At 65.1% G+C, this 24,036-nt stretch carries 21 protein-coding genes and 1 tRNA gene; 15 read left to right on the top strand and 7 right to left on the bottom strand.

Features of this window, described 5'->3' with window-relative positions; genetic code table 11:
- Window positions 1-124: 124 nt before the first annotated feature.
- The 3 genes from lon to hbs are packed head-to-tail and all read left to right on the top strand — an operon-like array spanning window position 125 to window position 2,995.
- Window positions 125-2,545, top strand: coding sequence for an endopeptidase La (gene lon / locus GTK09_RS03335; protein ID WP_163461086.1), 2,421 nt, complete (start codon window positions 125-127; stop codon window positions 2,543-2,545).
- Between the two features lie 26 nt (window positions 2,546-2,571).
- The gene (locus GTK09_RS03330) at window positions 2,572-2,727 is read left to right on the top strand and encodes a hypothetical protein (RefSeq protein WP_163461085.1); all 156 of its coding nucleotides are present in this window, start codon (window positions 2,572-2,574) and stop codon (window positions 2,725-2,727) included.
- Complete coding sequence (gene hbs, locus GTK09_RS03325; protein ID WP_163461084.1) at window positions 2,720-2,995, top strand: non-specific DNA-binding protein Hbs; 276 nt, start codon at window positions 2,720-2,722, stop codon at window positions 2,993-2,995. The genes GTK09_RS03330 and hbs overlap by 8 nt, the downstream gene beginning before the upstream one ends.
- A gap of 586 nt (window positions 2,996-3,581) precedes the next feature.
- On the opposite strand, the gene GTK09_RS03320 is transcribed toward hbs, so the two are convergent.
- Window positions 3,582-3,657: transfer RNA gene (locus GTK09_RS03320), tRNA-Val, on the bottom strand.
- A 367-nt stretch (window positions 3,658-4,024) separates the two neighbouring features.
- Between GTK09_RS03320 and GTK09_RS03315 the strand changes: the two genes are divergently transcribed.
- From GTK09_RS03315 to GTK09_RS03290, 6 genes are all read left to right on the top strand, one after another.
- Window positions 4,025-4,828, top strand: a complete 804-nt coding sequence (locus tag GTK09_RS03315; protein ID WP_163461083.1) for a DeoR/GlpR family DNA-binding transcription regulator — start codon at window positions 4,025-4,027, stop codon at window positions 4,826-4,828.
- 105 nt (window positions 4,829-4,933) lie between these two features.
- Window positions 4,934-6,433, top strand: a complete 1,500-nt coding sequence (gene glpD, locus GTK09_RS03310; protein WP_163461082.1) for a glycerol-3-phosphate dehydrogenase — start codon at window positions 4,934-4,936, stop codon at window positions 6,431-6,433.
- Window positions 6,434-6,472: 39 nt separating this feature from the next.
- Entirely contained in the window at window positions 6,473-7,549 is a 1,077-nt protein-coding gene (locus GTK09_RS03305; RefSeq protein WP_163461382.1) for an ABC transporter ATP-binding protein, read from the top strand.
- Between the two features lie 12 nt (window positions 7,550-7,561).
- A complete protein-coding gene (locus GTK09_RS03300) occupies window positions 7,562-8,638 on the top strand; it encodes an ABC transporter ATP-binding protein (protein WP_163461081.1) in 1,077 nt (358 codons plus the stop codon).
- Between the two features lie 11 nt (window positions 8,639-8,649).
- On the top strand, window positions 8,650-9,537 hold the full coding sequence (locus GTK09_RS03295) for a carbohydrate ABC transporter permease (protein WP_163461080.1): 888 nt from the start codon (window positions 8,650-8,652) through the stop codon (window positions 9,535-9,537).
- 77 nt (window positions 9,538-9,614) lie between these two features.
- The gene (locus GTK09_RS03290; protein WP_163461380.1) at window positions 9,615-10,427 is read left to right on the top strand and encodes a carbohydrate ABC transporter permease; all 813 of its coding nucleotides are present in this window, start codon (window positions 9,615-9,617) and stop codon (window positions 10,425-10,427) included.
- 275 nt (window positions 10,428-10,702) lie between these two features.
- Here the strand turns inward: GTK09_RS03290 and GTK09_RS03285 are convergent, their stop codons facing one another.
- Together GTK09_RS03285 and GTK09_RS03280 are read right to left on the bottom strand one after the other, a co-directional pair.
- On the bottom strand, window positions 10,703-11,059 hold the full coding sequence (locus GTK09_RS03285; RefSeq protein ID WP_163461079.1) for a helix-turn-helix domain-containing protein: 357 nt from the start codon (window positions 11,057-11,059) through the stop codon (window positions 10,703-10,705).
- A gap of 12 nt (window positions 11,060-11,071) precedes the next feature.
- On the bottom strand, window positions 11,072-11,308 hold the full coding sequence (locus GTK09_RS03280) for a type II toxin-antitoxin system RelE family toxin (RefSeq protein ID WP_163461078.1): 237 nt from the start codon (window positions 11,306-11,308) through the stop codon (window positions 11,072-11,074).
- 71 nt (window positions 11,309-11,379) lie between these two features.
- Here GTK09_RS03280 and GTK09_RS03275 point away from each other — a divergent pair, with 71 nt between their 5' ends.
- The 4 genes from GTK09_RS03275 (at window position 11,380) to GTK09_RS03260 (ending at window position 16,372) form a co-directional block, all read left to right on the top strand.
- A complete protein-coding gene (locus GTK09_RS03275) occupies window positions 11,380-11,664 on the top strand; it encodes a DUF2160 domain-containing protein (RefSeq protein ID WP_163461077.1) in 285 nt (94 codons plus the stop codon).
- An 88-nt stretch (window positions 11,665-11,752) separates the two neighbouring features.
- Window positions 11,753-13,564 (top strand): ABC transporter substrate-binding protein, encoded by a 1,812-nt coding sequence (locus GTK09_RS03270; protein WP_203560873.1) that lies wholly within the window; start codon window positions 11,753-11,755, stop codon window positions 13,562-13,564.
- An 80-nt stretch (window positions 13,565-13,644) separates the two neighbouring features.
- Window positions 13,645-15,132 carry a glycerol kinase GlpK gene (gene glpK, locus GTK09_RS03265; RefSeq protein ID WP_163461076.1) on the top strand — a complete coding sequence of 496 codons (1,488 nt, stop codon included), beginning with the start codon at window positions 13,645-13,647 and terminating at the stop codon, window positions 15,130-15,132.
- A gap of 208 nt (window positions 15,133-15,340) precedes the next feature.
- Complete coding sequence (locus GTK09_RS03260) at window positions 15,341-16,372, top strand: LacI family DNA-binding transcriptional regulator (protein WP_163461075.1); 1,032 nt, start codon at window positions 15,341-15,343, stop codon at window positions 16,370-16,372.
- A 302-nt stretch (window positions 16,373-16,674) separates the two neighbouring features.
- Here GTK09_RS03260 and GTK09_RS03255 read toward each other — a convergent pair whose 3' ends face one another.
- Together GTK09_RS03255 and GTK09_RS03250 are read right to left on the bottom strand one after the other, a co-directional pair.
- Complete coding sequence (locus GTK09_RS03255) at window positions 16,675-17,190, bottom strand: flavin reductase (protein WP_163461074.1); 516 nt, start codon at window positions 17,188-17,190, stop codon at window positions 16,675-16,677.
- An 8-nt stretch (window positions 17,191-17,198) separates the two neighbouring features.
- Window positions 17,199-18,758, bottom strand: coding sequence for a 4-hydroxyphenylacetate 3-hydroxylase N-terminal domain-containing protein (locus tag GTK09_RS03250; RefSeq protein ID WP_163461073.1), 1,560 nt, complete (start codon window positions 18,756-18,758; stop codon window positions 17,199-17,201).
- Window positions 18,759-18,850: 92 nt separating this feature from the next.
- On the opposite strand from GTK09_RS03250, the gene GTK09_RS03245 reads away from it, so the two are divergent.
- Window positions 18,851-19,750, top strand: a complete 900-nt coding sequence (locus GTK09_RS03245) for a helix-turn-helix domain-containing protein (protein WP_163461072.1) — start codon at window positions 18,851-18,853, stop codon at window positions 19,748-19,750.
- Window positions 19,751-19,814: 64 nt separating this feature from the next.
- Here the strand turns inward: GTK09_RS03245 and GTK09_RS03240 are convergent, their stop codons facing one another.
- Both GTK09_RS03240 and GTK09_RS03235 read right to left on the bottom strand, forming a co-directional pair.
- Window positions 19,815-21,389, bottom strand: coding sequence for a gamma-glutamyltransferase (locus GTK09_RS03240; RefSeq protein ID WP_163461071.1), 1,575 nt, complete (start codon window positions 21,387-21,389; stop codon window positions 19,815-19,817).
- Between the two features lie 81 nt (window positions 21,390-21,470).
- Complete coding sequence (locus tag GTK09_RS03235) at window positions 21,471-22,235, bottom strand: IclR family transcriptional regulator (RefSeq protein ID WP_163461070.1); 765 nt, start codon at window positions 22,233-22,235, stop codon at window positions 21,471-21,473.
- A gap of 151 nt (window positions 22,236-22,386) precedes the next feature.
- Between GTK09_RS03235 and GTK09_RS03230 the strand changes: the two genes are divergently transcribed.
- On the top strand, window positions 22,387-24,003 hold the full coding sequence (locus tag GTK09_RS03230) for an ABC transporter substrate-binding protein (RefSeq protein WP_163461069.1): 1,617 nt from the start codon (window positions 22,387-22,389) through the stop codon (window positions 24,001-24,003).
- Window positions 24,004-24,036 lie beyond the last annotated feature (33 nt).

Raw genomic sequence — 24,036 nt, 5'->3', positions numbered from 1 at the left:
CGCTTGAAAACAAAGGGCTGCGGGGCCAGATTGAGGTATGGCGAACAGCCTCTCGCGCAAGCGCTTCTGTCAAGGCTTGCGCCGGAGGGCTGCACACGGCCCTGGCCGTAGAAAGGAAAATATCATGTCCAACACGCCAGACCGCCCCGAGGTCGGAGAGACGGCCCTGTATCCGGTGTTGCCGCTTCGCGACATCGTCGTGTTCCCTCACATGATCGTGCCGCTCTTCGTCGGCCGCGAAAAGTCCATCAAGGCGCTCGAGGAAGTGATGGGCGCCGACAAGCAGATTCTGCTGGCGACCCAGAAGAACGCTGGTGACGCCGATCCGGCGCCGGACGGCATCTATCCCGTCGGCACCGTGGCGAACGTCCTGCAGCTTCTCAAGCTTCCCGACGGGACCGTGAAGGTCCTGGTCGAGGGCATGTCGCGCGCGCGCATCAACAGCTTCACCGAGCGCACCGACTGGCACGAGGCGGAAGCCGAAGTCGTCGGCGACGACGAGGACGACCCGGTCGAGGTCGAGGCTCTGGCGCGCTCGGTGGTCTCGGAGTTCGAGAACTACGTCAAGCTGAACAAGAAGATCTCTCCGGAAGTGGTCGGCGCCGCCGGCCAGATCGAGGACTATTCCAAGCTCGCCGATACGGTCGCCTCGCATCTGGCGATCAAGATTCCCGAGAAGCAGGAGATGCTGGCGCTGTTCTCGGTCCGCGAGCGGCTGGAACGGGCGCTCGGCTTCATGGAATCGGAAATCTCGGTTCTGCAGGTGGAAAAGCGCATCCGCTCGCGCGTCAAGCGCCAGATGGAGAAGACCCAGCGCGAGTACTATCTCAACGAGCAGATGAAGGCGATCCAGAAGGAGCTCGGCGACGGCGAGGATGGCCGCGACGAGATGGCCGAGGTCGAGGAGCGCATCAAGAAGACCAAGCTGTCGAAGGAAGCGCGCGAGAAGGCGAATGCCGAGTTCAAGAAGCTCAGGCAGATGTCGCCGATGTCCGCCGAGGCGACGGTCGTGCGCAACTATCTCGACTGGCTGCTCGGCCTGCCGTGGGGCGTCAAGTCGAAGGTCAAGATCGACCTGAAGAAGGCCGAGGAGGTCCTCGACGCCGATCACTACGGCCTCGACAAGGTCAAGGAGCGGATCGTCGAATATCTCGCCGTCCAGAGCCGGCAGAACAAGCTGAAGGGCCCGATCCTGTGTCTCGTCGGCCCTCCGGGCGTCGGCAAGACGTCGCTCGCCAAGTCGATCGCCAAAGCGACCGGCCGGGAATATGTGCGCATGGCGCTCGGCGGCGTTCGCGACGAGGCGGAGATCCGCGGTCATCGGCGCACCTATATCGGCTCGATGCCGGGCAAGGTGATCCAGTCGATGAAGAAGGCCAAGAAGGCCAATCCGCTCTTCCTGCTCGACGAGATCGACAAGATGGGCCAGGACTTCCGTGGCGATCCTTCATCGGCCCTGCTCGAGGTGCTCGATCCGGAGCAGAATTCGACCTTCATGGACCACTATCTCGAGGTGGAATACGACCTCTCCTCGACGATGTTCGTGACGACGGCGAACACGCTGAACATCCCGGCGCCGCTGATGGACCGGATGGAGATCATCCGGATCGCCGGCTACACCGAGGACGAGAAGGTCCAGATCGCCCGCCGGCACCTGTTGCCCAAGGCGATCCGCGACCATGCGCTCAAGGACGAGGAGTTCTCGGTATCCGACGACGCCCTGCAGGAAATCGCGCGGCGCTATACCCGCGAGGCCGGCGTTCGGAACTTCGAGCGTGAGTTGATGACCCTCGCGCGAAAGGCGGTCACGAGGATCCTCAAGGGCGAGACGACGAAGGTCGAAGTCACGGCCGGCAACATCTCCGACTTCCTCGGCGTGCCGCGCTATCGCTACGGCGAGGCGGAGCTCGACGATCAGGTCGGCGTGGTGACCGGGCTTGCCTGGACCGAGGTCGGCGGCGAACTCCTGACGATCGAAGGCGTCATGATGCCCGGCAAGGGCAAGATGACGGTGACCGGCAATCTGAAGGACGTGATGAAGGAGTCGATCTCCGCGGCGGCCTCATACGTCCGTTCGCGTGCCCTCGACTACGGCATCAAGCCGCCGCTCTTCGACAAGCGGGACATCCACGTCCACGTTCCCGAAGGCGCGACGCCGAAGGACGGACCGTCCGCCGGTACCGCCATGGCCACGGCCATTGTCTCGGTGATGACCGGCATCCCAGTCCGACGCGACATCGCCATGACCGGCGAGATCACGCTGCGGGGGCGGGTGCTGCCGATCGGCGGGCTCAAGGAGAAGCTGCTGGCTGCGCTGCGCGGTGGCATCAAGAAGGTTCTGATCCCGGAGGAGAACGCCAAGGATCTGGCGGACATTCCGGACAATGTGAAGAACCAGCTCGAGATCGTTCCCGTCTCGCGCATGGGAGAAGTGCTCCAGCACGCTCTCGTGGAGCCGTTGAAGCCCGTCGTGTGGTCGGAGGCTGAGGAGCCTCTGGCCGGGCCCGAGCCGGTCGAAGACGGCGCGACGGCTGTGGCGCACTGACCTCACTCATCGAAAGATGTGGGAAAATGCCGCCTTCCTGGGCGGCATTTTTTTTCCCAACGAGCAATTCGTCACCTGCGGACATTGCTGAATTCCGGGCTTTCCGCAAAAGTGAGCACTGGTTCTTTGATTGGAATCAGATCGGCAACAAGATCCCGGACAAGGAGGATGCCAATGAATAAGAATGACCTCGTCGCTGCTGTCGCCGAACAGGCGGAGCTGTCGAAGCAACAGGCGGGTGCTGCCGTCGACGCAGTGTTCGACTCCATCGAGACGGCCATGGCCAAGGGCGACGACGTTCGTCTCGTCGGCTTCGGCACGTTTTCCGTTTCCCATCGTGCCGCTTCGAAGGGACGCAACCCCTCGACCGGTGCCGAAGTCGACATTCCGGCCCGCAACGTTCCGAAGTTCGCTCCCGGAAAGGGCTTGAAGGACTCGGTCAACAAGTAGTTGCGCTGCCGTCCGAGTTCTGCCTGCCGCATCGCCTGGCGGGCCGGACCCGGCAACGCAAGGCTCTAGTCGCACGGACGTCTCTTCGGGAACTCCACTCCGGTTCGCGTTCGTCGCGCTTTCGTCACGACCGATCCTCCTGGCAGACACGCCGACAAGGGCGTGGCGGGCTGTTGCGGCCCGCACGCAAGGAGGACTACTCATATGTCGCTTACGTAGCGTAATATTTTGAATCAGTGACGTCAATGACCCTCCGCTAGGCGCATTCTCTGCGTCGCGGCGGGTCTTTTTGTTCCGCGACAGCCGTAGCCGGTCGTGTGGCTGCAGGCGGTTCCTGCTGGCGATTGGTCATTGCGAAGTTCAGGTTTTTAGATCGGCCCACCCAATCCGAAGCCTTGTGTATGGCGCGCGAGGGGCTGTTCCAGCCCTGATCCCGGACGGTCGCCGCGGCCCTTGGGGCGGCAAGGACGTTCAGCGCGATTCGCTTCGCCCCGCGCTGAGCGCCACCCCGCTTGCTCGCCAGCCTGATGGAGCGTCCCATCGGCGAGGGGGCAAGCCTGATCTGTCGTTCCAGTCCTGCAGAAGGTGGTGGGCAGTGACGGGCTCGAACCGCCGACATCCTCGGTGTAAACGAGGCGCTCTACCAACTGAGCTAACCGCCCTCGGCCGTGCTGTAGGGGTTTCCGGCCATCGGCGTCAAGTCCGGTTTCCCCTGTGTTTTCGTGACGATTCCGCCGTTCGGATCCGCCGGATCACGTGTCGAGCCCGTCCGCGCCGTCTTCAGCGTCAGCCTGACGAAGCGAGCGGTCTGACCGGTGGGACGCATTCACCGTCCCGGCGAGCCGAGGCCCGGGTCATCAAGGTGACCCATGATCTTGGAAATCCCGGTTTCGGGACGGTGATGTCTGGCCGTGACAATCGGGCGCCGAGGGGCATCGGGTCAGCTTAGGCGCGCGTGTTCTCTTTCGTTCGTTGCGTTTCACTTTCGCTTTCAGCATGATCGCGCTCCGCTCAGGGAGGAGCGCGATCATGCTGTCCGACCGCCAAATGCAGATTCTCGAAGCCGCCAAGCGATCGGGGAGGGTCGCCGTCGACGATCTCGCCGCCCGCTATGATGTATCGGTCCAGACGATCCGAAAGGACCTCAACGACCTCTGCGACCAGCGGCTGCTCGCCCGGGTCCATGGCGGAGCGGTGCTCTCGTCGGGGGTCGAGAACGTCGGCTACGACGCGCGGCGGGTGATTGCGGCGGACGAGAAGGCGGCGATCGGCCGCGCCGTCGCCGATCTCATCCCGGACCGGGCCTCACTCTTCATCAATATCGGCACGACGACGGAGGCGGTGGCGCATGCGCTGCTGCGCCATGCCGGCCTGATGGTGATCACCAACAACATCAATGTCGCGACTGCGCTCAGGCCCTATCCGGAGATGGAGGTGGTGATCGCCGGCGGCGTCGTACGGCGCTCCGACGGGGGCATCGTCGGCGAGGCAGCCGTCGACTTCATCCGGCAGTTCAAAGTGGATTTCGCGGTGATCGGCGTCTCGGCGATCGACGGCGACGGGTCGTTGCTCGACTTCGACTACCGCGAGGTGCGGGTGGCCCAGGCGATCATCGGCAACGCCCGCCACGTCATCCTCGCCGCCGATAGCTCCAAGTTCGAACGCAGCGCCCCGGTCCGGATCGGCCATCTCGACCAGGTCCAGACCTTCATTACCGATCAGGCCCCACCAACGATTCGGGCGATCTGCGAGGCGGCCGAGGTGCGATTGGTGGAGGCGCGGCCGGGGGAGGCGGCCCGGAGCAGCCTTGGCGCAGGCGAGATGGCATCGTAGCGGCAGTATGTGAACGAATTTCGTTTGACCTTCGTTTCGGTTTCGTAATACCATCTCTTAAGTTCGCAATCGCAATCAAAATGCTGCAGTGCGAAACGGGAGAGCATGAAGAGTTTCGACATCTTCGTCATCGGTGGGGGCATCAACGGCTGCGGCATCGCGCGGGACGCCGCCGGTCGCGGCTATACCGTGGGCCTGGCCGAGATGAACGATCTCGCTTCCGGCACGTCCTCCTGGTCGACCAAGCTGATCCATGGTGGCCTGCGCTATCTCGAGCACTACGAATTCAGCCTCGTGCGCCACGCGCTGATGGAGCGCGAAGTGCTGTGGGCGATCGCGCCGCACATCATCCGGCCACTGCGCTTCATCCTGCCCCATCACGACGGGTTGCGGCCGAAATGGCTGCTTCGCACCGGCCTTTTCCTCTACGATCACATCGGCGGCCGCAGGAAGCTGAAGGCGACGACAAAGGTCGATCTGTCCGGGCCTCTCGGGGCGCCGCTGAAGCGCGAGTATCGCACCGGCTTCGAATATTCCGATGCGCGGGTGGACGATGCCCGCCTCGTCGTCCTCAACGCACGCTCGGCGCAAGAGAAGGGCGCGGAGATCATGGTGCGCACCAAGGTCGTCGCCGCCCGGCGCGAGGCCGGACTGTGGCGCGTGACGTTGCGCGATACGGCCAGCGGCGAGGAGACCGTCGTCGCCGCCCGCTTCCTGGTCAATACCGGCGGACCCTGGGTCGATCTCATCCTGCGCAACGCCGTCGGCCGCAACGAGGCGCATCACATCCGCCTCGTCCAGGGCTCGCACATCGTCACGAGGAAGCTCTACGAGCACGACCGGGCCTACATCTTCCAGAACGCCGACGGCCGCATCATCTTCACCATCCCCTATGAGGACGACTTCACCCTCGTCGGCACCACCGACCGGGATTTCGACGGCGATCCGGCGGATGCGGCCATCACCGATGAGGAGATCGACTATCTTCTCGCGGCGGCGAGTGAGTATCTGGAGAAGCCCGTCCTGCGCGAGGACGTCGTCTGGACCTTTTCCGGGGTGCGTCCGCTCTTCGACGACGGCGCCTCCAAGGCCCAGGAAGCGACCCGCGACTACGTGCTGAAGGTCGAGGGCGGGGAGGGCGGTCCGGGTCTCCTCAACTGCTTCGGCGGCAAGATCACCACCTACCGCGTACTCGCAGAAGATGCGATGAAGAGGATTGAGGACGTTCTCGGCCGCAAGGGTGGATGCTGGACCGGCGACGCGCGGCTGCCCGGTGGCGACTTTCCGGTAGACGGCATCGCCGAGCTTGAGCGGGATCTCGCCGCGAAGGCGCCGGAACTCGCCGCTTCGACCGTTCGCCGGCTGGTGCGCGGCTATGGGACCGATGCCGCGAGCTTCGTCGCGGCCGGCAGGCTGGGCGAGGATTTCGGCCACGGGCTCCATGCCGCCGAGGTCGATTTCCTGATCGCGCGGGAATGGGCGCGGAGCGCCGACGACATTTTGTGGCGCCGGTCGAAGCTCGGCCTGCGCTTCACCCCGGCCGAAGCGGAGCGGCTGGCGGATTACGTGGACAAGGCAACGGCGAGGCGGCGGGCGGCGGCCTGAGCGGTCGTTCGCATGAAGCCAGCCGTTTGGGAGGACGGATTGCTCGAACTCATCAATGTCAGCCGCAGGGTCGGCGCGGAGGATCACATCATCGACGTCTCGCTGCAGCTGCAGCGCGGCTCGATCAACGTGTTGCTCGGCCCGACGCTCGCCGGCAAGACCTCGCTGATGCGGCTGATGGCCGGCCTCGACGCGCCGACATCAGGCAAGGTGGTGATGGACGGCAAGGACGTCACCGGCGTTCCCGTGCGCAAGCGCAACGTCGCCATGGTCTATCAGCAGTTCATCAACTACCCGACGCTGACGGTCTACGAGAACATCGCCTCGCCGATGCGGGTCGCAGGACGGCCGAAGGCCGAGATCGACGCGGCGGTGAAGAAGGCGGCCGATCTCCTGCAGATGACGCCCTATCTGGGTCGCACCCCGCTTAACCTGTCCGGCGGCCAGCAGCAGCGGACGGCGCTGGCAAGGGCGCTGGTGAAGAACGCCGATGTCGTCCTCCTCGACGAGCCGCTCGCCAATCTCGATTACAAGCTGCGCGAGGAATTGCGCGAGGAACTGCCGAAGATCTTCGCCGAGACCGGCGCGATCTTCGTCTACGCGACCACGGAGCCCCACGAGGCACTGCTCCTCGGCGGGCAGACGGCGACGCTGTCGAAGGGACGCGTCACCCAGTTCGGCGAGACGACCGCCGTCTATCGCCGGCCGGCCGACCTCCTGACGGCGACCACCTTCTCCGACCCGCCGCTCAACGTCCTTGCCGCGGAAAAGCGCGGGCAGCGCTTTTCCGGGGCCGGTGGCGTCGATTTCGCCGCCGCTCCCGCCCATGCCGGACTTGGCGACGGACGCTACAGGATCGGCGTGAGGCCGCATCGGCTGGAACTTGGAACCACCCATGCGGCCGGCTTCGATGCCAGGGTGACGCTGACCGAGGTGACGGGGTCGGAGACCTACATCCACGCCACCCATGTCGGAACCGACATCATCGCGCTCGTCCACGGCGTGCGGCGGGTCGATGCCGGCGACACCGTGCATCTTTCGTTCGATCCGGCCGAGATCCTCGTCTTCGGCGAAGACGGCAGCGCGGTCGCCGCCCCCGCCGCGATGGCGGCCTAGAGGAGACGTCCCATGGCCCGCATCCGGCTCGACCATATCCGCCACGCCTATTCGCCAGACCTGGCGAAGGCCAACAACTATGCCCTTCGCGAAGTCGACACCGTGTTCGAGGATGGCGGTGCCTATGCGCTGCTGGGTCCGTCCGGCTGCGGCAAGACCACCCTCCTCAACATCATCTCCGGGCTCCTGACCCCGTCGGAAGGCCATGTCCGCTTCGACGACACGGACGTCACCCTCTTGACGCCGGAGGCGCGCAACATCGCCCAGGTGTTCCAGTTCCCGGTGATCTACGACACCATGACGGTGCGCGAGAACCTCGCCTTCCCTTTGAAGAACCGCAAGGTGCCGAAGGCCGAGATCGGGCCGCGGGTCGAGGACATGCTGCGCCGCATCGGGCTGGAGGCCAAGGCTGATCGCAAGGCGAGGGGGCTGACCGCCGACGAGAAGCAGAAGATCTCGCTCGGCCGCGGCCTCGTGCGCTCCGACGTCAATGCCATCCTCTTCGACGAGCCGCTGACCGTTATCGATCCGCACATGAAGTGGCAGCTGCGCTCGGAACTGAAGCAGCTGCACCGCGAATTCCAGATGACCATGGTCTACGTCACCCACGACCAGACCGAGGCGCTGACCTTCGCCGACAAGGTGGTGGTCATGTATGCCGGCGAGGTCGTCCAGATCGGCACGCCGGAAGAGCTGTTCGAGCGCCCGCAGCACACCTTCGTCGGCTATTTCATCGGCTCGCCCGGCATGAACGTCCTGCCCTGCGATCTCGACGGCGGCGATGCCATCGTCTCCGGCGAGCGGGTGAAACTGCCGGCGGGCCTTTCCGCCCGAGCCGCGAAAAAGCGGATCGAACTCGGCATCCGGCCGGAATTCGTCTCGCTCGTTGCGCGCGGCACCGGCATTCCCGTCGCCATCGAAAAGGTCGAGGACATCGGCTCGGAGAAGATCGTGCGCGCCCGGCTCGGCGAGCACCGCGTCAGCGCCGTCGTCGCAGAAGATCACGCCATTCCGACGGATGCCGACATCGCGTTCTCCGCGGAGCGGCTCAATCTCTACGCCGATTCCTGGCTGGTCGAGCGGGGCTGAGGGAGGAAACGATGGAAAAGACCTGGAACAACAAGGCCTGGTTCTTCGTCCTGCCGGTGCTTTTGCTCGTCGCCTTCTCGGCGGTGATCCCGCTGATGACGGTGGTGAACTATTCGGTGCAGGATAGCTTCGGCAACAACCAGTTCTTCTGGTACGGCGCCGACTGGTTCCGCGAGGTGCTGACGTCGGAACGCTTCCACGACGCCTTGATCCGCAACCTTCTCTTCTCCGCCATCATCCTCGCCATCGAGGTGCCGCTCGGCATCCTCGTCGCGCTGGCGATGCCCAAGAAGGGCATCTGGGTGCCGGTCTGCCTCGTCCTGATGGCCCTGCCGCTGCTCATCCCCTGGAACGTCGTCGGCACGATCTGGCAGGTCTTCGCCCGCACCGACATCGGCCTTCTGGGCTATAGCGTCGACGCGCTCGGCATCGACTACAACTACGTCCGCAACACCTTCGACGCCTGGGTGACGGTGGTCGTCATGGATGTCTGGCACTGGACGAGCCTCGTCGTGCTGCTGTGCTATGCCGGCCTCGTCTCGATCCCCGACGCCTATTACCAGGCCGCCAAGATCGACGGCGCCTCGCGCTGGGCCGTCTTCCGCTACATCCAGCTGCCGAAGATGGGTCGGGTGCTGCTGATCGCCGTGCTCCTGCGCTTCATGGATAGTTTCATGATCTACACCGAGCCCTTCGTCGTCACCGGCGGCGGCCCGGGCAATTCCACGACCTTCCTGTCGATCGACCTCGTCAAACTCGCCATCGGCCAGTTCAACATCGGCGAGGCGGCGGCAATGAGCCTGATCTACTTCCTGATCATCTTGGCTCTGTCGTGGATCTTCTACACGGTGATGACCAATGCCGGGAACGACAAGCCGATGACGGGAGGCGGAGAATGAGCGACCACGCAACCACGGCTCATCCGAGCCTGCCGGGCGCCGCCCATTCCGAAACCGCGATTGCCGCCCGCTCGCGGATGAAGACCGGGCATTTCCGCTGGAAGGCGCTGATCCCGATCGTCTACATCCTGTTCCTGCTCCTGCCGATCTACTGGCTGGTCAACATGAGCTTCAAGACCAACCAGGAGATCCTGGGCGCCCTGACGCTCTGGCCGACGAACCCGACGCTGCACAACTACCGGGTGATCTTCACCGATCCGTCCTGGTACATGGGCTACGTGAACTCGATCATCTACGTCGTCATGAACATGGTGATCTCGGTGGCCGTTGCGCTGCCGGCGGCCTACGCCTTCTCGCGCTATCGGTTCCTTGGCGACAAGCACCTGTTCTTCTGGCTTCTGACCAACCGCATGGCGCCGCCGGCGGTCTTCGCGCTGCCGTTCTTCCAGCTCTATTCGGCCTTCGGCCTGATCGACACGCATATCGCCGTGGCGCTCGCCCACTGCCTGTTCAACGTGCCGCTGGCGGTGTGGATTCTGGAAGGCTTCATGTCGGGCGTTCCCAAGGAGATCGACGAGACCGCCTATATCGACGGCTATTCCTTCCCGAAGTTCTTCTTCAAGATCTTCACGCCGCTGATCGCGAGCGGAATCGGCGTCGCCGCCTTCTTCTGCTTCATGTTCTCCTGGGTCGAACTCCTGATCGCCCGCACCCTGACCGTCACGGACGCCAAGCCGATCTCGGCGATCATGACGCGCACCGTGTCGGCATCCGGCATGGACTGGGGTGTCCTGGCGGCGGCGGGGGCTTTGACGATCATCCCCGGCGCGATCGTGATCTGGTTCGTGCGCAACTACATCGCCAAGGGCTTTGCCCTGGGGCGGGTGTGATGGGGGTTCTTGCTTCAACGTTGGCGCAGCGCCCCCTCGCCCTTCGAGGCCGCCTTCGGCGGCACCTCAGGATGAGGGGGCGGGGAGACGCCGCGCTTTTGACTGGATGTTCCGACGGAACCGCTCATACCGCAGGCGCATCGGGCGTGTCAGTCGCCGCCGTTCACGCCTTCCAAAGCACGCGAGCAGCCACGACGCGTCCCCCATTCCCTCATCCTGAGGTGCCGCTGCAGGCGGCCTCGAAGGACGAGGGAATGGCGCCGCCGAAGTTTCTGTCAGTCCACGATGTCTTCGATGCCGAGCTTCAGCGCCTTGGCGAGCGCCTTCAGGGTCGACAGGCGCGGGTCGATCTTGCCGCTCTCGATGTCGCTGACCGTCGCCGGACGAAGGCCCGCGGCGGCGGCCAGTTCGGCTTGCGTCAGCCCGACGGACTTGCGCCAAGCGGCGAGCGGGTGGAGTTCGCCGTTCAGCGACGCCAACACAAGTTCGGACGGCATCGAGGGTGCTCCCTCATAGTCCATCATCGCCTGTTCGGCGATCGCCGCGTCGCCCGCGTCCTCGATGATCGTCCGATATTCATCTTCTGTCAGGACGATGAGTTTGTCGCCCTTGAGGTTGACCGCTTCGTTCATGGCGCTGCTCCGTCAACGATAGACTTCTCGCCTGTGGGCGACTTTTATGACGTAAATCCCGTCGATCAGTTCGAACACCGCACGCGAGTTCCCATGGCGCAGGCGATATCCCGGCTGATCGGTCAACTTGACGACGTCGCCCTCGCCATTGTCGGTATAGCGGATGAGCTTGGCGACCATTGCCGCCTGATCTTTGGCAGGCATCGCTTTCAAACCTCGACGGGCCGCGTTCGAGAATCGGATGTTCATACGCTTATCCGTTTTCACGCCGTCGCGAAAAAATACGCCAGAACGGATATTCCTGCAACGGGAGCGCCCGCATGATCGACCTATCCTGGATGGCCTGGACCTGGCCGACGGCGATCTTCTTCATCGTCGTCTTCTCGCTCATCGCGCTGATGGGCGTGTGGGAATATGCCGTGCCCGGTGGCTCGCCGCGGGTCGGCATCCTCAACTTCGAGACGACGCGGGGCGACCGGTTGTTCGTGTCGCTACTCGGCTCGGCCTTCATCTGCCTCGGCTGGCTCTGGGCCACCGATCTTTCGCTCTGGTACGCCCTCGGCGTCTGCGCGCTCTTCTTCATTCTCGTCTTCCGCCTCGTCTGACGCGGAAGGAAACATGGGTTCGGGCCGCCGCCGGTCGGCTCGGATCTCGGGATGGATCGACCGGCCTGTCTCAACGGGAGGAAACTTCATGAAACGCACACTCTGGGTCACCACGGCGACCCTCGCCATCGCGCTTGCCTCCGGTCCGGCCCTCGCCGACATGGACGCCGCCAAGAAGTTCCTGGACAACGAGATCAAGGATCTCTCGTCCTTGTCGCGCGCCGACCAGGAAAAGGAGATGCAGTGGTTCATCGACGCGGCCAAGCCCTTCCAGGGCATGGACATCAAGGTCGTGTCCGAAACCATCACGACCCATGAATACGAGTCGAAGGTGCTGGCGCCCGCCTTCACCGCGATCACCGGGATCAACGTCACGCACGATTTGATCGGCGAGGGCGACGTCATCGAAAAGCTGCAGACGCAGATGCAGTCGGGCGAGAACATCTACGACGCCTACGTCAACGATAGCGATCTGATCGGTACCCACTGGCGCTATCAGCAGGTCCGCAACCTCACCGACTTCATGGAGAACGAGGGCAAGGACGTCACCAATCCGATGCTCGACGTCGACGACTACATCGGCACGTCCTTCACCACCGCTCCGGACGGCAAGCTCTACCAGTTGCCCGACCAGCAGTTCGCCAACCTCTACTGGTTCCGCTACGATTGGTTCAACGACGAAAAGAACAAGGCCGACTTCAAGGAGAAGTACGGCTACGAGCTCGGCGTGCCGGTCAACTGGTCGGCCTATGAGGACATCGCCGAGTTCTTCACCGGCCGTGAGATCGACGGCCAGAAGGTCTATGGCCACATGGACTACGGCAAGAAGGACCCGTCGCTCGGCTGGCGATTCACCGACGCCTGGCTTTCCATGGCCGGCAACGGCGACAAGGGCATCCCGAACGGCCTGCCGGTCGACGAATGGGGCATCCGCGTCAACGAGCAGAGCCAGCCGACCGGCTCCTGCGTCGCCAGAGGCGGCGACACCAACGGGCCCGCGGCGGTCTATTCGATCCAGAAGTATCTCGACTGGCTGAAGGCCTATGCACCGCAGGAAGCCCAGGGCATGACCTTCTCCGAATCGGGCCCGGTGCCGGCGCAAGGGCAGATCGCCCAGCAGATCTTCTGGTACACGGCCTTCACCGCCGACATGGTGAAGGACGGCCTGCCAGTGGTCGACGAGGAAGGCAATCCGAAGTGGCGCATGGCGCCGTCTCCCCATGGCGTCTACTGGGTCGACGGCATGAAGCTCGGCTATCAGGACGTCGGTTCCTGGACGCTGATGAAGTCGACGCCGGACGACCGGGCGAAGGCTGCCTGGCTCTACGCCCAGTTCGTCGGTTCGAAGACCGTCGACGTGAAGAAGAGCCACGAGGGCCTGACCTTCACCCGCGAGTCGACGATCCGCGACAAGAGCTTCACCGAGCGTGCGCCGAAGCTTGGCGGCCTCGTCGAGTTCTACCGCTCGCCGGCCCGCAAGCAGTGGTCGCCGACCGGCACCAACGTGCCGGACTATCCGAAGCTCGCCCAGCTCTGGTGGCAGGCGATCGGCGATGCGGCGTCGGGCGCCAAGACCCCGCAGGAAGCCATGGACGCGCTCTGCGCCAACCAGGAGCAGGTGATGCAGCGCCTCGAGCGGGCGGGCATCCAGGGCGACATCGGCCCGAAGCTCAACGAAGAGCACGACATGGAATATTGGGTCGAGCAGGCCAAGGCGAACGGCACGCTGGCACCTCAGCCCAAGAAGGAAAACGAGAAGGAAGAGCCCCAGACCGTCTCCTATGACGAACTGGTGAAGAGCTGGCAGGACGAGAAGGCCGCAATGCCGCAGGACGGCGGCCAGACACCGGCAACGGCGCAGCCGGCTTCGGCCGAAGGCACGATGCAGAAGTCGAACTGAGCCGACTTCGACGAACATGAAAGCCGGGGTCCTCCGCCCCGGCTTTCTGCCATCGCAATCGCAGCAAGGGGAAACGCACCATGTCCGGCTACGTTCTCGCCATCGACCAGGGCACCACGTCGACGCGGGCGATCGTCTTCGACGACGGCTATCGCATCAAGGGCGTCGCCCAGCAGGAATTTCCCCAGCATTTCCCCCGCTCGGGCTGGGTGGAGCACGATCCGGAAGACATCTGGAGCTCGGTCGTCGACACCGTGCGAGGGGCGATTGCCGATGCGTCCCTCTCTGCGTCGGACATCGCCGGCATCGGCATCACCAATCAGCGCGAGACGGTCGTCCTGTGGGACCGGGAAACCGGCAAGCCGCTCCACAACGCCATCGTCTGGCAAGATCGTCGGACGTCGGACCTCTGCCACAGACTTGTGGCCGACGGCATGGAGCCGATGATCACCGAGAAGACCGGGCTGATCGTCGATCCGTATTTTTCCGGCACCAAGATCGCCTGGCTGCTCGATCACGTCGAGGGCGCGCGGACGAGGGCCGAGCGGGGCGAACTCGCCTTCGGGACGGTGGATTCCTTCCTCCTCTTTCGTCTCACGGGCGGCAGGGTCCACGCCACCGACGCATCCAACGCCTCGCGCACCATGCTGTTCGACATCTCGGCTAACGAATGGGACGACGATCTCCTGGGGCTCCTGAACGTGCCCCGGGCAATCCTGCCGCAGGTGATGGACTGTGACGCGGATTTCGGCCTGACGGAGCCCGGGCTGTTCGGGGCGGCGATCCCGATCCTCGGCATGGCCGGCGACCAGCACGCCGCGACCCTCGGCCAGGCCTGCTTCGAGCCGGGCATGCTGAAATCGACCTACGGCACGGGGTGCTTCGCCGTCCTCAACACCGGCATGGAGCGCGTCGCGTCCAACAACCGGCTGCTCACCACCATCGCCTATCGTCTCGGCGGCCAGACGACTTACGCCCTCGAAGGCTCGATCTTCATCGCCGGCGCCGCCGTGCAGTGGCTGCGCGACGGGCTGAAGATCATCGACAAGGCCGAAGTCAGCGGGCCCTTGGCGGCAAAGGCCGATGCCGAGCAGGACGTCTATCTCGTCCCCGCCTTCACCGGCCTCGGGGCACCCTGGTGGGACGCGGACGCGCGGGGGGCGATCTACGGGCTCAGTCGCAAGACCGGGCCGAACGAAATCGTCCGCGCCGCACTCGAAGCGGTCTGCTATCAGACCGCGGATCTCCTGACCGCGATGAAGAAGGACTGGTCGCGGGCCGGGGACACGACCCTCAGGGTCGACGGCGGTATGGTGGCGTCCGACTGGACGATGCAGTGCCTCGCCGATCTTCTCGACGCCCCGGTCGACCGGCCGGTCGTGCTCGAAACGACGGCGCTGGGGGCGGCCTGGCTGGCGGGCCAGAAGGCCGGCGTCTGGCCGGGCATGGAGGGCTTTGCAGCGCGCTGGCGGCTGGAGCGGCGCTTCGAGCCGCGGATGGACGCCGTCACCCGCGGCCGCAAGCTGTCGGGCTGGGCGGATGCGGTGAAGCGGACGCTGACGGTATAGAGGCGCCCGGTCCTTCGCTGGCGAGGGCGCCTCTCATAGGCGGCACCCAGCGCCCGTCTTCGGACGATCCGACGCTGGAAGCGCTGCGGAAGTCGGCGTGTTTCCCGGACCATTTTTTATCAAATTGTGAAATTTGTAAAGTTTTATTCCTGCGTGTAGAAGCGTCGGCGATGACCGGCGGCCCGCCAGATTCGCGAGGGGGGGAGGAATGGCGCGCAGTGCCTATAAGTCGATGGAAGATTTTGCCAAGGCCTGCGGCGTTTCTCGCCCGACGCTGGCGAAGTATTTCAACAACCCGCAGGATGTGAAGCCGATCACCCGGCGGCGGATCGAAACGGTGCTGCGGCAGTCCGATTTCGAGCCGAGTTCCTTCGTGCGGCATCTCAGCAGCAAGATGGTGGTGAATGTCGGGATCATCGTGCCGACGATCTACGATCCGTTCTTCGCCAAGTTCGTCTCGCATATCGAGGCCGCGTTGCGCGGGCGGGACCTGCGCCCAATCCTGATCTCCTCGCAGACCGCGCCGGACCTCGAGGAAGAGGCGGCCGAACGGATGCTCGACTTCAAGGTCGCCGGCATCATCGTCGCGCCGCTGGGCAACCTGTCGCGGCCGGGCGTCTTCGATCGGCTGAAGAGCGAGATCCCGACCGTCAGCTTCGATGTTCCGCTCGGTGACGACGTTCCCTTCGTCAGCAACGACCACCGCTTCGGCATGACCGCGATGGTCCAATATCTCTGCCGCTCCGGTGAGCCGCCCGTCCTGATCGAGGGGCCGCATCTGACCGACAACGTGCTCATCCGCCAGGACGCCTACCGACAATGCATGAAGGCGGAAGGGCACGAGCCGCTCGTGGTGGATTTCGACCGCGCGGCTTCCTGGGACATGGAGCGCCTCGGCCGCGAGCAGATGCGGCGGCTTTTGCGGGAAGGGCTGCCCGGCAAGACGTTGCTCTGCTCGAACGACCGCATCGCCTTCGGGGTGATCTCCGCCGCCTGCGAGGCGGGCCTGAAGATCGGCCGCGAGCCCGGGGATGACATCCGTGTTGCTGGCCACGACGACCACCCCCTCAGCGAATATGTCTGGCCGCCGCTGACGACCACGGCCCAGGACACCGAGACGATCGCCTTCGAAACCGTGCAGCAGCTCGTCGACGTCCTCGGCGCCGAGCAGCGCGGCGAGACCATCGTGCCGCGCCAGAAGCGGATCCGCTCGACGCTGATGATGCGGCGGTCTGCCTGAGGGTGGGAGCGGAGCTGTCGCTCTCTTTTCAGGCTGAGTTGGCACTCCTTATTCAGAATTGAGACCGGGTGGCTTCGGCAGCTTTCGGCTCCTGCACGAACCCGCTCTCGCGGGATGGGCGGCGGCGTCTTGGTCATCAGGGGGTAACCGCCGAGAACGCACCGAATTCCGTCTGATCCATTTCCCCGAAGTCCATACGGATCCCCATCACAGAGAGCGGCCTCTCGTCCGGATGGCTGCAAATTCTCGTGTGGTGGCTTCGGGAGGTTTGGCCGGCAGCCAGTCGCAAACTGCCGAGGGTACTACCCCCCGAAACTCCCCGCCTGGGCCGGCACCATGTAGCGCCGGTCCATATACAGTAGCGCGTTCGGCCCCTTGTTCGTGCCGAGCCTCAAATCGGTGACGCGGCCGATGAGGATGTTGTGGGTGCCGACGCGGTGGATGTCGGCGGTTTCGCAGTCGAGGGAGACGATGGCGTCGGTGAGCGCCAGGGCGCCGGAGGCCATGGTCACCCAATGGGCGGCGGCGTAACGGGCCTCCATTTCGGGGATGCCGCCGGCAAAGCCGGACGCGAGGCCCGTGTGGTCGTTGGTGAGAACGTTGACGCAGAAGCGGCCGTTGGCCTTGAAGGTCTTAACCTGCGCCGAATTGGCGTTCATGCAGACGAGCACCGTCGGCGGCTCGTCGGTGACGCTGCACACCGCCGTGGCGGTGAAGCCGCCGCGGCCGTTGGCGCCGTTGGTGGTGACGATATTGACGGGGGCGCAGACCCGCGCCATCGCATCGCGGAACGAATCTTTGGAAACGGCGTCCGTCATCGCCGGGCTCACTCGGCTGCCTTGAGACCGACCTCGGCGCCGAGCGGCGGCAGCCAGGTATCGCCGGTCCAGCCGCTTTCGTCGTAGTCGGACATGCACTGGTCGACGAGGGCTTCCATCTCGGCGAGGCGACCGCCGCGCTCGGCGCCCTTCAAGACCTGCAGGCGAACCTCTTCCGGCGCGCCGGCATAGTTGAGCTCGTAGAGCGCATGGCGGCCGCCGAATTCGGTACCCGTCGCGTCCCATAAAAGCTTCATGATCTTGATGCGTTCGATATGCCCCATGCCGCCGGAACCGCGGACATATTGCGACAGATAGCGGTCGATTTCGGGATTGGCGAAGTCCTTGGCCGAGGAGGGCAGATAGATGAGGCCGGAGGCGACGACCCGACGCACCGTCTCGATCACCCGCGGATAGGCCTCCGACATGAAGGTGCGGTAGGCGAGCGCCGCCTCGAGATTGGGCAGGACGGCGCCGTTCGCCCAGGGGATGGGGTTGTGGGCCATGGCGTTGGAAAAGCTCCAGAACATGTGCCGGAGCGCGATCACCTCGCCGAGCGCCGCCTGGTTGCCGCGAAAGGCCGCGCCGCCGGTGGCGCGCAGCGCTTTCGCCAGAAGGCCGGCGAGAAAGTCGAGCTTCACTGCGAACCGCGTGCAGCCCTGGAAGCAGTAGCCGTGCATGAAGCCGGAGGCCGGATGGAATGACAGGATCTTCTTGGCATCGCGCAGGACGAGCACGTCCTCCCAGGGGATGAAGACGTCGTCGAGCACCAGGATCGCGTCGTTCTCGTCGAAGCGCGAGGAGAGCGGATAGTCGAAGGGATGGCCGGTCTTGTTCGCGGTTTCCTCATAGGAGACGCGGCAGAACATCTTGATGCCCGGCGCATTCATCGGCACGATGAACATCACCGACAGCGAGGGATCCTCGGTGACGGTCGCCGACCCTTGAGCGAGGAAGTTGTAGTGGGTCAGCGCCGAGGAGGTGGCGACGACCTTAGCCCCTTTCACATAGATGCCGGCGTCGGTCTCCTTGGTGATGTGGACGAAGACGTCCTTCACCTGATCGGCCGGCTTGTCCCGGTCGATCGGCGGATTGACGATCGCATGGTTCATGAACATGGCGGCTTCCTGGGCGCGTTTGTGCCAGGCCAGCGCGTTGTCCTTGAAGGGCCCGTACCACTCGGCATTGGCGCCGAGGGTGTTCATCAGCGCGGCCTTGTAGTCGGCGGTGCGGCCCATCCAGCCATAGGACATGCGGGCCCAGTCGGCGATGGCGCCCTGCTGGGCGACGAGGTCTTGCGGCGAGCGGGCGACGCGGAAGTATTTGTGGGTGTAGCCGCCATTGCCGGTATCCGTCGGCGAGGTCAGTCGGTCTCTGGTCTTTTCGTCGTGCAGCGCATCGTAGAGGCGGGCATGGGAGCGGGCCGCATTGCGCATCGCCGGGTGGGTGGTGACGTCCGCAATGCGCTCGCCGTTGATGTAGACCTCGCGGCCGTCTCGCAAGCTTTCGAGATATTCGGCGCCGGTGAAGGGGCGCGTCCTGTCGCGACGAAAGTCTTCGGCTCGCATGAAATCCTCCCTGATTATCATGTTAAGTTTATACCGGCGCGAGGGGCCGTTTCCATGGACAGAACGGGCGAAAGGATTGTACTTTTTCGCTCATGGAAAAGCTGTCGTCGCCGCCTGCCGCCCTGTCCGGGATCCCGGATTTCTACATCTATGGGGAACCGTCTCGGCATCTCGACATCGGCTTTCTCCATGTCGAGCAGGTCCGTGATCGCAATGCGATCCATCGCGGCGAGGTGGCGCTGCACACCCATCGCCAGATGGGCCAGATCACCTACTGGACGGGCGGCTCGGGCCGATACCTTATCGAGGCGGAGGCCCTGGACTTTTCCGCGCCTGCTGCGAGCTTCGTGCCGAGCGGCGTCGCCCATGGGTTCTCGATCGCGCCGGACGCCGACGCCGTCGTCGTCTCGGTGTCGGATGCGCTGCTGTCGTCCCTCACCGAGCTGACCGCGCTGCCGCTTGGCGCACCCAGCTTCGTCGCGGGGACGGGCCAGCCGGAGGCCTGGAGCCGGTTCGACGCGACGATCCATGCGATCGCCGCGGAACAGCGGACGCATGGCGGCAACGACAACGGCTTGATGGCGCTGCTCCTGGCGACGGCGCTGACCTATCTCGGCCGCCTCTGCCAGTTGCGGCGGCTGGAGCATCTGACGCCGACTATGAAGCTCGCCGGCGAGTTGCGCGCGGCGATCGACCGGGACTATCGCACCGACCAGTCGGTCGGCGAATACGTGGTGAAACTCGGCACCACCCGCTACCAGCTAGAGCGGGCGGCGACGTCGGTGTTGGGGCTCTCGGTCAAGCAGGCGGTGCTGCGCCGCCGGCTGCTCGAGGCCAAGCGTCTGCTGCTCTTCACCATCCGGTCGGTGGAGGAGATCGCCTATGAAATCGGCTTTCGCGATCCGGCCTATTTCTCGCGGTTCTTCACCCGGCATGTCGGTCGGCCGCCGGCACTCTGGCGCCGCGAGGAGGCGAGGCGTGATGGGCGGTGACCGACCGTGACGATCGACCGTCTTCGCACCCGGGCAGGCCCGTCGCCGGCTCGGGATTCCGGCGTCAGGCCGTCGCGGCGACGGCGTCGCCCCAGGGCGAGGAGGGTTCGCTCGCGCCCGAGTTCACGGATCCCTCCCGCATCACCCCGGCCGGGCAGGCGAAGGCGTAGGGGAAGGGCAGGCGCTCGGCCGTGCGGACCTGAAAGCTCGCCGCGAGATGCTGCAGCACCTCGCCCGGCAGCGCCTCGTCCGCGATGATCGTGGTGCCGCCGGAGACGTCGATGCGCGGGCCGTGGAAGGCGGTTTCGATGTCCTCGCCGAGCGCCAGCAGCCGGTGGGACAGTTGCGCGACGGCCGGCAGGATTTTTCGCCCGCCCGAGGCCCCGACCGCAAAGCGCCGGTCGCCGATTTCGCCGATCACCGGGCAGACGTTCATCAGGCAGCGTTTGCCGGGCTGGAGCGAGTTCGGCCGCCCCTGTTCAGGGTCGAACCACATGATGCCGTTGTTCAGGAGCAGACCGGTCGAGGGCGAGACAACCTTCGAGCCAAAGGCCGACAGCAGCGTCTGCGTCATCGCCACCATGTTGCCGTCTCGGTCGACGATCGAGAAATGCGTCGTCGAGCCGGGGGCCGCCGGGCTTTCGTGATCGCCCATCCGGGTCAGACGGTCCGCGTAGGCGCCGGATAGGGCCGTTGCCATGGCGGCGAGCCGTTCGCCTTCGCTGGGCTCCGGCCCGAGCGCCTCCAGCCCCGCCTCCAGACGGGAAAACGTATCGGCGAAGGTCGGCCCGGCGGTGAGCGTCGGGGTGACGTGAAATCTGCCCTCGAAGGCGCCAAAGGATAGCGGCTCCTCAATGGTGGCGCGATAGCCGGCAAGGTCCTCGTAGCGCAGCGAGCCGCCCTTGGCGGCGACGTCGGCGGCGAGGGCTCGGGCGACGTCGCCGTCATGCATCTCGCGCGGGCCATTGGCGGCAATCGCCTCCAGCGTGTCGGCCATTCGGGCGAATGGCAAGCGGATCTCGGTCAGCGCCGTCCAGGCGCCGACCGGCGGGAAGATCCCGTCCTCCAAAAACAACGCCGCCGCATCTGGGTCGCGGGCGAGCGCCCGGGCGGCGGAGGCGATGATGAGGCCGGCGTACCAGTCAACCGACAATCCCTCGCGGGCGAGGGCGGCGGCCGGGCGCACCAGATCGCCCCAGGGCATACGCCCCCAGCGGCCATGGGCGATGCCGATGCCGTCGACGACACCGGGCACGGCGACGGCGGTGGCGCCTTCGAGGTTGCGGTCCCCCACCACCCGCTTCCACGGGAAGAGATCGCCGGCGACGCCTTCGCCGGAGAGCGGAAAGTCGCGCGGGTCGAGCCCCCGCGGCGCCCGCATGCCGTAAGAGACCGCGTAGGGACGAGCCTCGCCAGCCCGCCAGACCATCATCGCCCCGCCGCCGGCCGGCCCGCTCATCCAGGGTTCGAGAGCCCCGATGGCGAAGGAAACGGCGGTCGCGGCATCGAGGGCGTCGCCACCCGCTGCCAGCACCTCGGCGCCGATTTCGGCAGCACGCCGATGCTGCGCCGCCACGATGCCGTGTTTCGAGATCGTGGCCGGCTTGCGGACGGTCCGGGCTTTGGAGAAATTGCTCAAGGGAGACGCTCTTCGGTCGGCAGTTTCGAAAGGGGCGAGGCAGTTCCGTCGAAGCGGATGCAACAGGGATCGAGGCGCGGCTCAGCCGATGCCGTTGGCGGCGTCGCGCAGCCGCGGAACCACTTCCCGTGTCAGTCGCTCGCGGCTCCATAAGGTCGCGCTGACCGAACAGTGAATGGCGCCGCCGCCACCGGAACGGTCGACGGCGACGGCGACGGCGAGTTCGTTCATCTGAAGTTCGTTCTCCGCAATCGAATAGCCAGTCTCGGCCGCCTCCTCGACGAGATCGCGTACGGTGTCCCGGCTCATGAGGGTGTCGGCGGTGAAGCGGCGCATCGGCCATTCGCGGATGCAGGCGAGGCGTTCTTCCGGGCTGCGCTGGGCCAGCATCACCCGGCCGCTGGACGTGTTGAGGGCCGGTACGCGGCGGCCGGCGATCATCGCCGCATAGCTGGTGCGGGCGCTCGGCAGGCGGACGGTGTAGACGATGTCGGAGCCGCTCAGGCGGGAGAAGTTGATCGTCTCGCCCAGTGCCTGCCGCAGATCGATCAGCCGGGGCATCGCCCGGTGCACCAGTTCGTCCGACCAGAGATAGGCGTTGGCGAGTTCGGTCATGCGGATCGACGGGCTGAAGCGGCGCGTCGCCGGATCCTTGTCGAGATAGCCGAGCCGGTGGAAGGTCGTCGTCACCCGCTGCACGCTGCTTCGGTCGAGGCCGGTGACATGCGCGAGCTCGGTCAGTCCCATGCGCGGCCGGTCCGAGCCGAAAGCTTCGAGCACCCGCATCGCCTTTTCGAGCGACGCGACGAAGTGGGTGTCGCTTCGCTTGCTCGTTTCCGACGGCATTGTTGCACTGCACACTATTTGATCATTCAAAACGGTTGACTGAATCCTAGTCGTGTTCCTACGATATCTCAATCCACAAATGATTGGCGCAATGCGCTAATCTATGCCGCTGCTTCCTGGGTTCCTCGCTCGTTCAACCGGAGACGCTCGCATGTCCTTCCTCGCCAACGCTTCCGCCTTCAAGCCGTCACGGCTCGTCCGATCGGCGCTGCTGGCTTCCGTCGTCGCCCTGTCCGGCTTCGTCGCCGCGCCGGTCGACGCCCAGGAGATCCGCGCCGTCATGCATTCCGGCATCCGCGTCCTCGACCCGGTGATCACCACCGCGCATATCACCCGCAACCACGGCTACATGATCTACGACACGCTGCTCGGCATGGACGAGAACCTGAAGCCGCAGCCGCAGATGGCGTCCTGGGAAGTCTCCGACGACGGGCTGACCTACACCTTCACCCTGCGCGACGGGCTGAAGTGGCATGACGGTGGGCCGGTCACCTCCGCGGACGCGGTCGCCTCGCTGAAGCGCTGGGGCGAGCGCGACGGCGGCGCGCAGATGATGTTCAAGTCGGTGGAGAGCCTGGAGCCGACCGGCGACAAGACCTTCGTCCTGAAGCTCTCCGAGCCGTTCTCCTACGTGCTCGAGCTGATGGCCAAACCCTCGGGCCTTCCGACCTTCATCATGCCGGAGCGCGTCGCCAAGACGCCGGCGGGAGAATCGATCACCGACTATACCGGGTCCGGCCCGTTCAAGTTCGTCGAGGCCGAGTTCGAGCCGGGCGTGCGTGCCGTCTACGAGAAGAACGAGGACTACGTGCCGCGCGACGAGCCGCCGAGCTGGACCGCCGGCGGCAAGGTGGTCAAGGTCGACAAAGTGACCTGGGTCGTGATGCCCGACGTCCAGACCGCCGTGAACGCCATCAATGGCGGCGAGATCGACTTCATCGAGCAGACGCCGATCGACCTCCTGCCGCTGCTTCAGGCCAATCCGGAGCTGACGGTCGAGGTGCTCAGCCCCCTCGGCTACCAGACCATGGCGCGGCTCAACTGGCTGAACCCGCCCTTCGACAACGTGAAGATCCGCCAGGCGGCGATGACCGCGCTCGGCCAGGAGCCGATCCTCGCGGCGCTGGTCGGCAATGCGGAATACATGAAGAGCTGCGGCTCGATGTATGGCTGCGGCACCCCCTTCGCGACGGATGCCGGCTCCGAGCCGATCATGTCCGGCCCCCAGCCCGACAAGGCCAAGGCGATGCTGGAGGAGGCGGGCTACGACGGAACCCCCATCGTCCTGATGCAGCCGACGGACGTTCCGTCGATCGCCCCGCAGCCCGTCGTCGCCGCGCAGCTGTTGCGCCAGGGCGGCTTCACCGTCGACATGCAGCCGATGGACTGGCAGACGCTGGTGACGCGGCGGGCGAGCCAGGCGGGCGTCGCCGAGGGCGGCTGGAACATGTTCTTCACCAACTGGATCATCCCCGAGGTGTGGAGCCCGATCAACAATCCGATGCTCAACGGCGGCGGCAAGGAGGCGGCCTGGTTCGGCTGGCCGAACGATCCGGAGCTCGATGAGATGCGCACGAAGTTCGCCCAGGCGAGTGACGAAGAGACGCGCAAGACGATCGCCGCAGACATCCAGGCCCATGCCTACGAGGTGGTGAACTACATCCCGGTCGGCGAGTACACGATCCCCTCGACGTCCCGCAATTCCCTGAGCGGCATGCTGAAGATGCCGGTTCCGGTGTTCTGGAACGTCGAGAAGGCGGCCGACTGACCGCCCGCATTCGAAATCTGCCCCGGCCGCCAA

Source organism: Jiella pacifica (assembly GCF_010500815.1).
Lineage (GTDB): Bacteria > Pseudomonadota > Alphaproteobacteria > Rhizobiales > Rhizobiaceae > Jiella > Jiella pacifica.
The sequence above is the reverse complement of the archived record's forward strand: the minus strand, read 5'-3'. Positions and strand labels throughout refer to the sequence as shown.

Coding starts and splice junctions, on each gene's coding strand:
- lon (WP_163461086.1), top strand. CDS start 125: ATGTCCAACACGCCAGACCGCCCCGAGGTCGGAGAGACGGCCCTGTAT.
- GTK09_RS03330 (WP_163461085.1), top strand. CDS start 2,572: ATGCCGCCTTCCTGGGCGGCATTTTTTTTCCCAACGAGCAATTCGTCA.
- hbs (WP_163461084.1), top strand. CDS start 2,720: ATGAATAAGAATGACCTCGTCGCTGCTGTCGCCGAACAGGCGGAGCTG.
- GTK09_RS03315 (WP_163461083.1), top strand. CDS start 4,025: ATGCTGTCCGACCGCCAAATGCAGATTCTCGAAGCCGCCAAGCGATCG.
- glpD (WP_163461082.1), top strand. CDS start 4,934: ATGAAGAGTTTCGACATCTTCGTCATCGGTGGGGGCATCAACGGCTGC.
- GTK09_RS03300 (WP_163461081.1), top strand. CDS start 7,562: ATGGCCCGCATCCGGCTCGACCATATCCGCCACGCCTATTCGCCAGAC.
- GTK09_RS03295 (WP_163461080.1), top strand. CDS start 8,650: ATGGAAAAGACCTGGAACAACAAGGCCTGGTTCTTCGTCCTGCCGGTG.
- GTK09_RS03290 (WP_163461380.1), top strand. CDS start 9,615: ATGAAGACCGGGCATTTCCGCTGGAAGGCGCTGATCCCGATCGTCTAC.
- GTK09_RS03285 (WP_163461079.1), bottom strand. CDS start 11,059: ATGAACGAAGCGGTCAACCTCAAGGGCGACAAACTCATCGTCCTGACA.
- GTK09_RS03280 (WP_163461078.1), bottom strand. CDS start 11,308: ATGAACATCCGATTCTCGAACGCGGCCCGTCGAGGTTTGAAAGCGATG.
- GTK09_RS03275 (WP_163461077.1), top strand. CDS start 11,380: ATGATCGACCTATCCTGGATGGCCTGGACCTGGCCGACGGCGATCTTC.
- GTK09_RS03270 (WP_203560873.1), top strand. CDS start 11,753: ATGAAACGCACACTCTGGGTCACCACGGCGACCCTCGCCATCGCGCTT.
- glpK (WP_163461076.1), top strand. CDS start 13,645: ATGTCCGGCTACGTTCTCGCCATCGACCAGGGCACCACGTCGACGCGG.
- GTK09_RS03260 (WP_163461075.1), top strand. CDS start 15,341: ATGGCGCGCAGTGCCTATAAGTCGATGGAAGATTTTGCCAAGGCCTGC.
- GTK09_RS03255 (WP_163461074.1), bottom strand. CDS start 17,190: ATGACGGACGCCGTTTCCAAAGATTCGTTCCGCGATGCGATGGCGCGG.
- GTK09_RS03250 (WP_163461073.1), bottom strand. CDS start 18,758: ATGCGAGCCGAAGACTTTCGTCGCGACAGGACGCGCCCCTTCACCGGC.
- GTK09_RS03245 (WP_163461072.1), top strand. CDS start 18,851: ATGGAAAAGCTGTCGTCGCCGCCTGCCGCCCTGTCCGGGATCCCGGAT.
- GTK09_RS03235 (WP_163461070.1), bottom strand. CDS start 22,235: ATGCCGTCGGAAACGAGCAAGCGAAGCGACACCCACTTCGTCGCGTCG.
- GTK09_RS03230 (WP_163461069.1), top strand. CDS start 22,387: ATGTCCTTCCTCGCCAACGCTTCCGCCTTCAAGCCGTCACGGCTCGTC.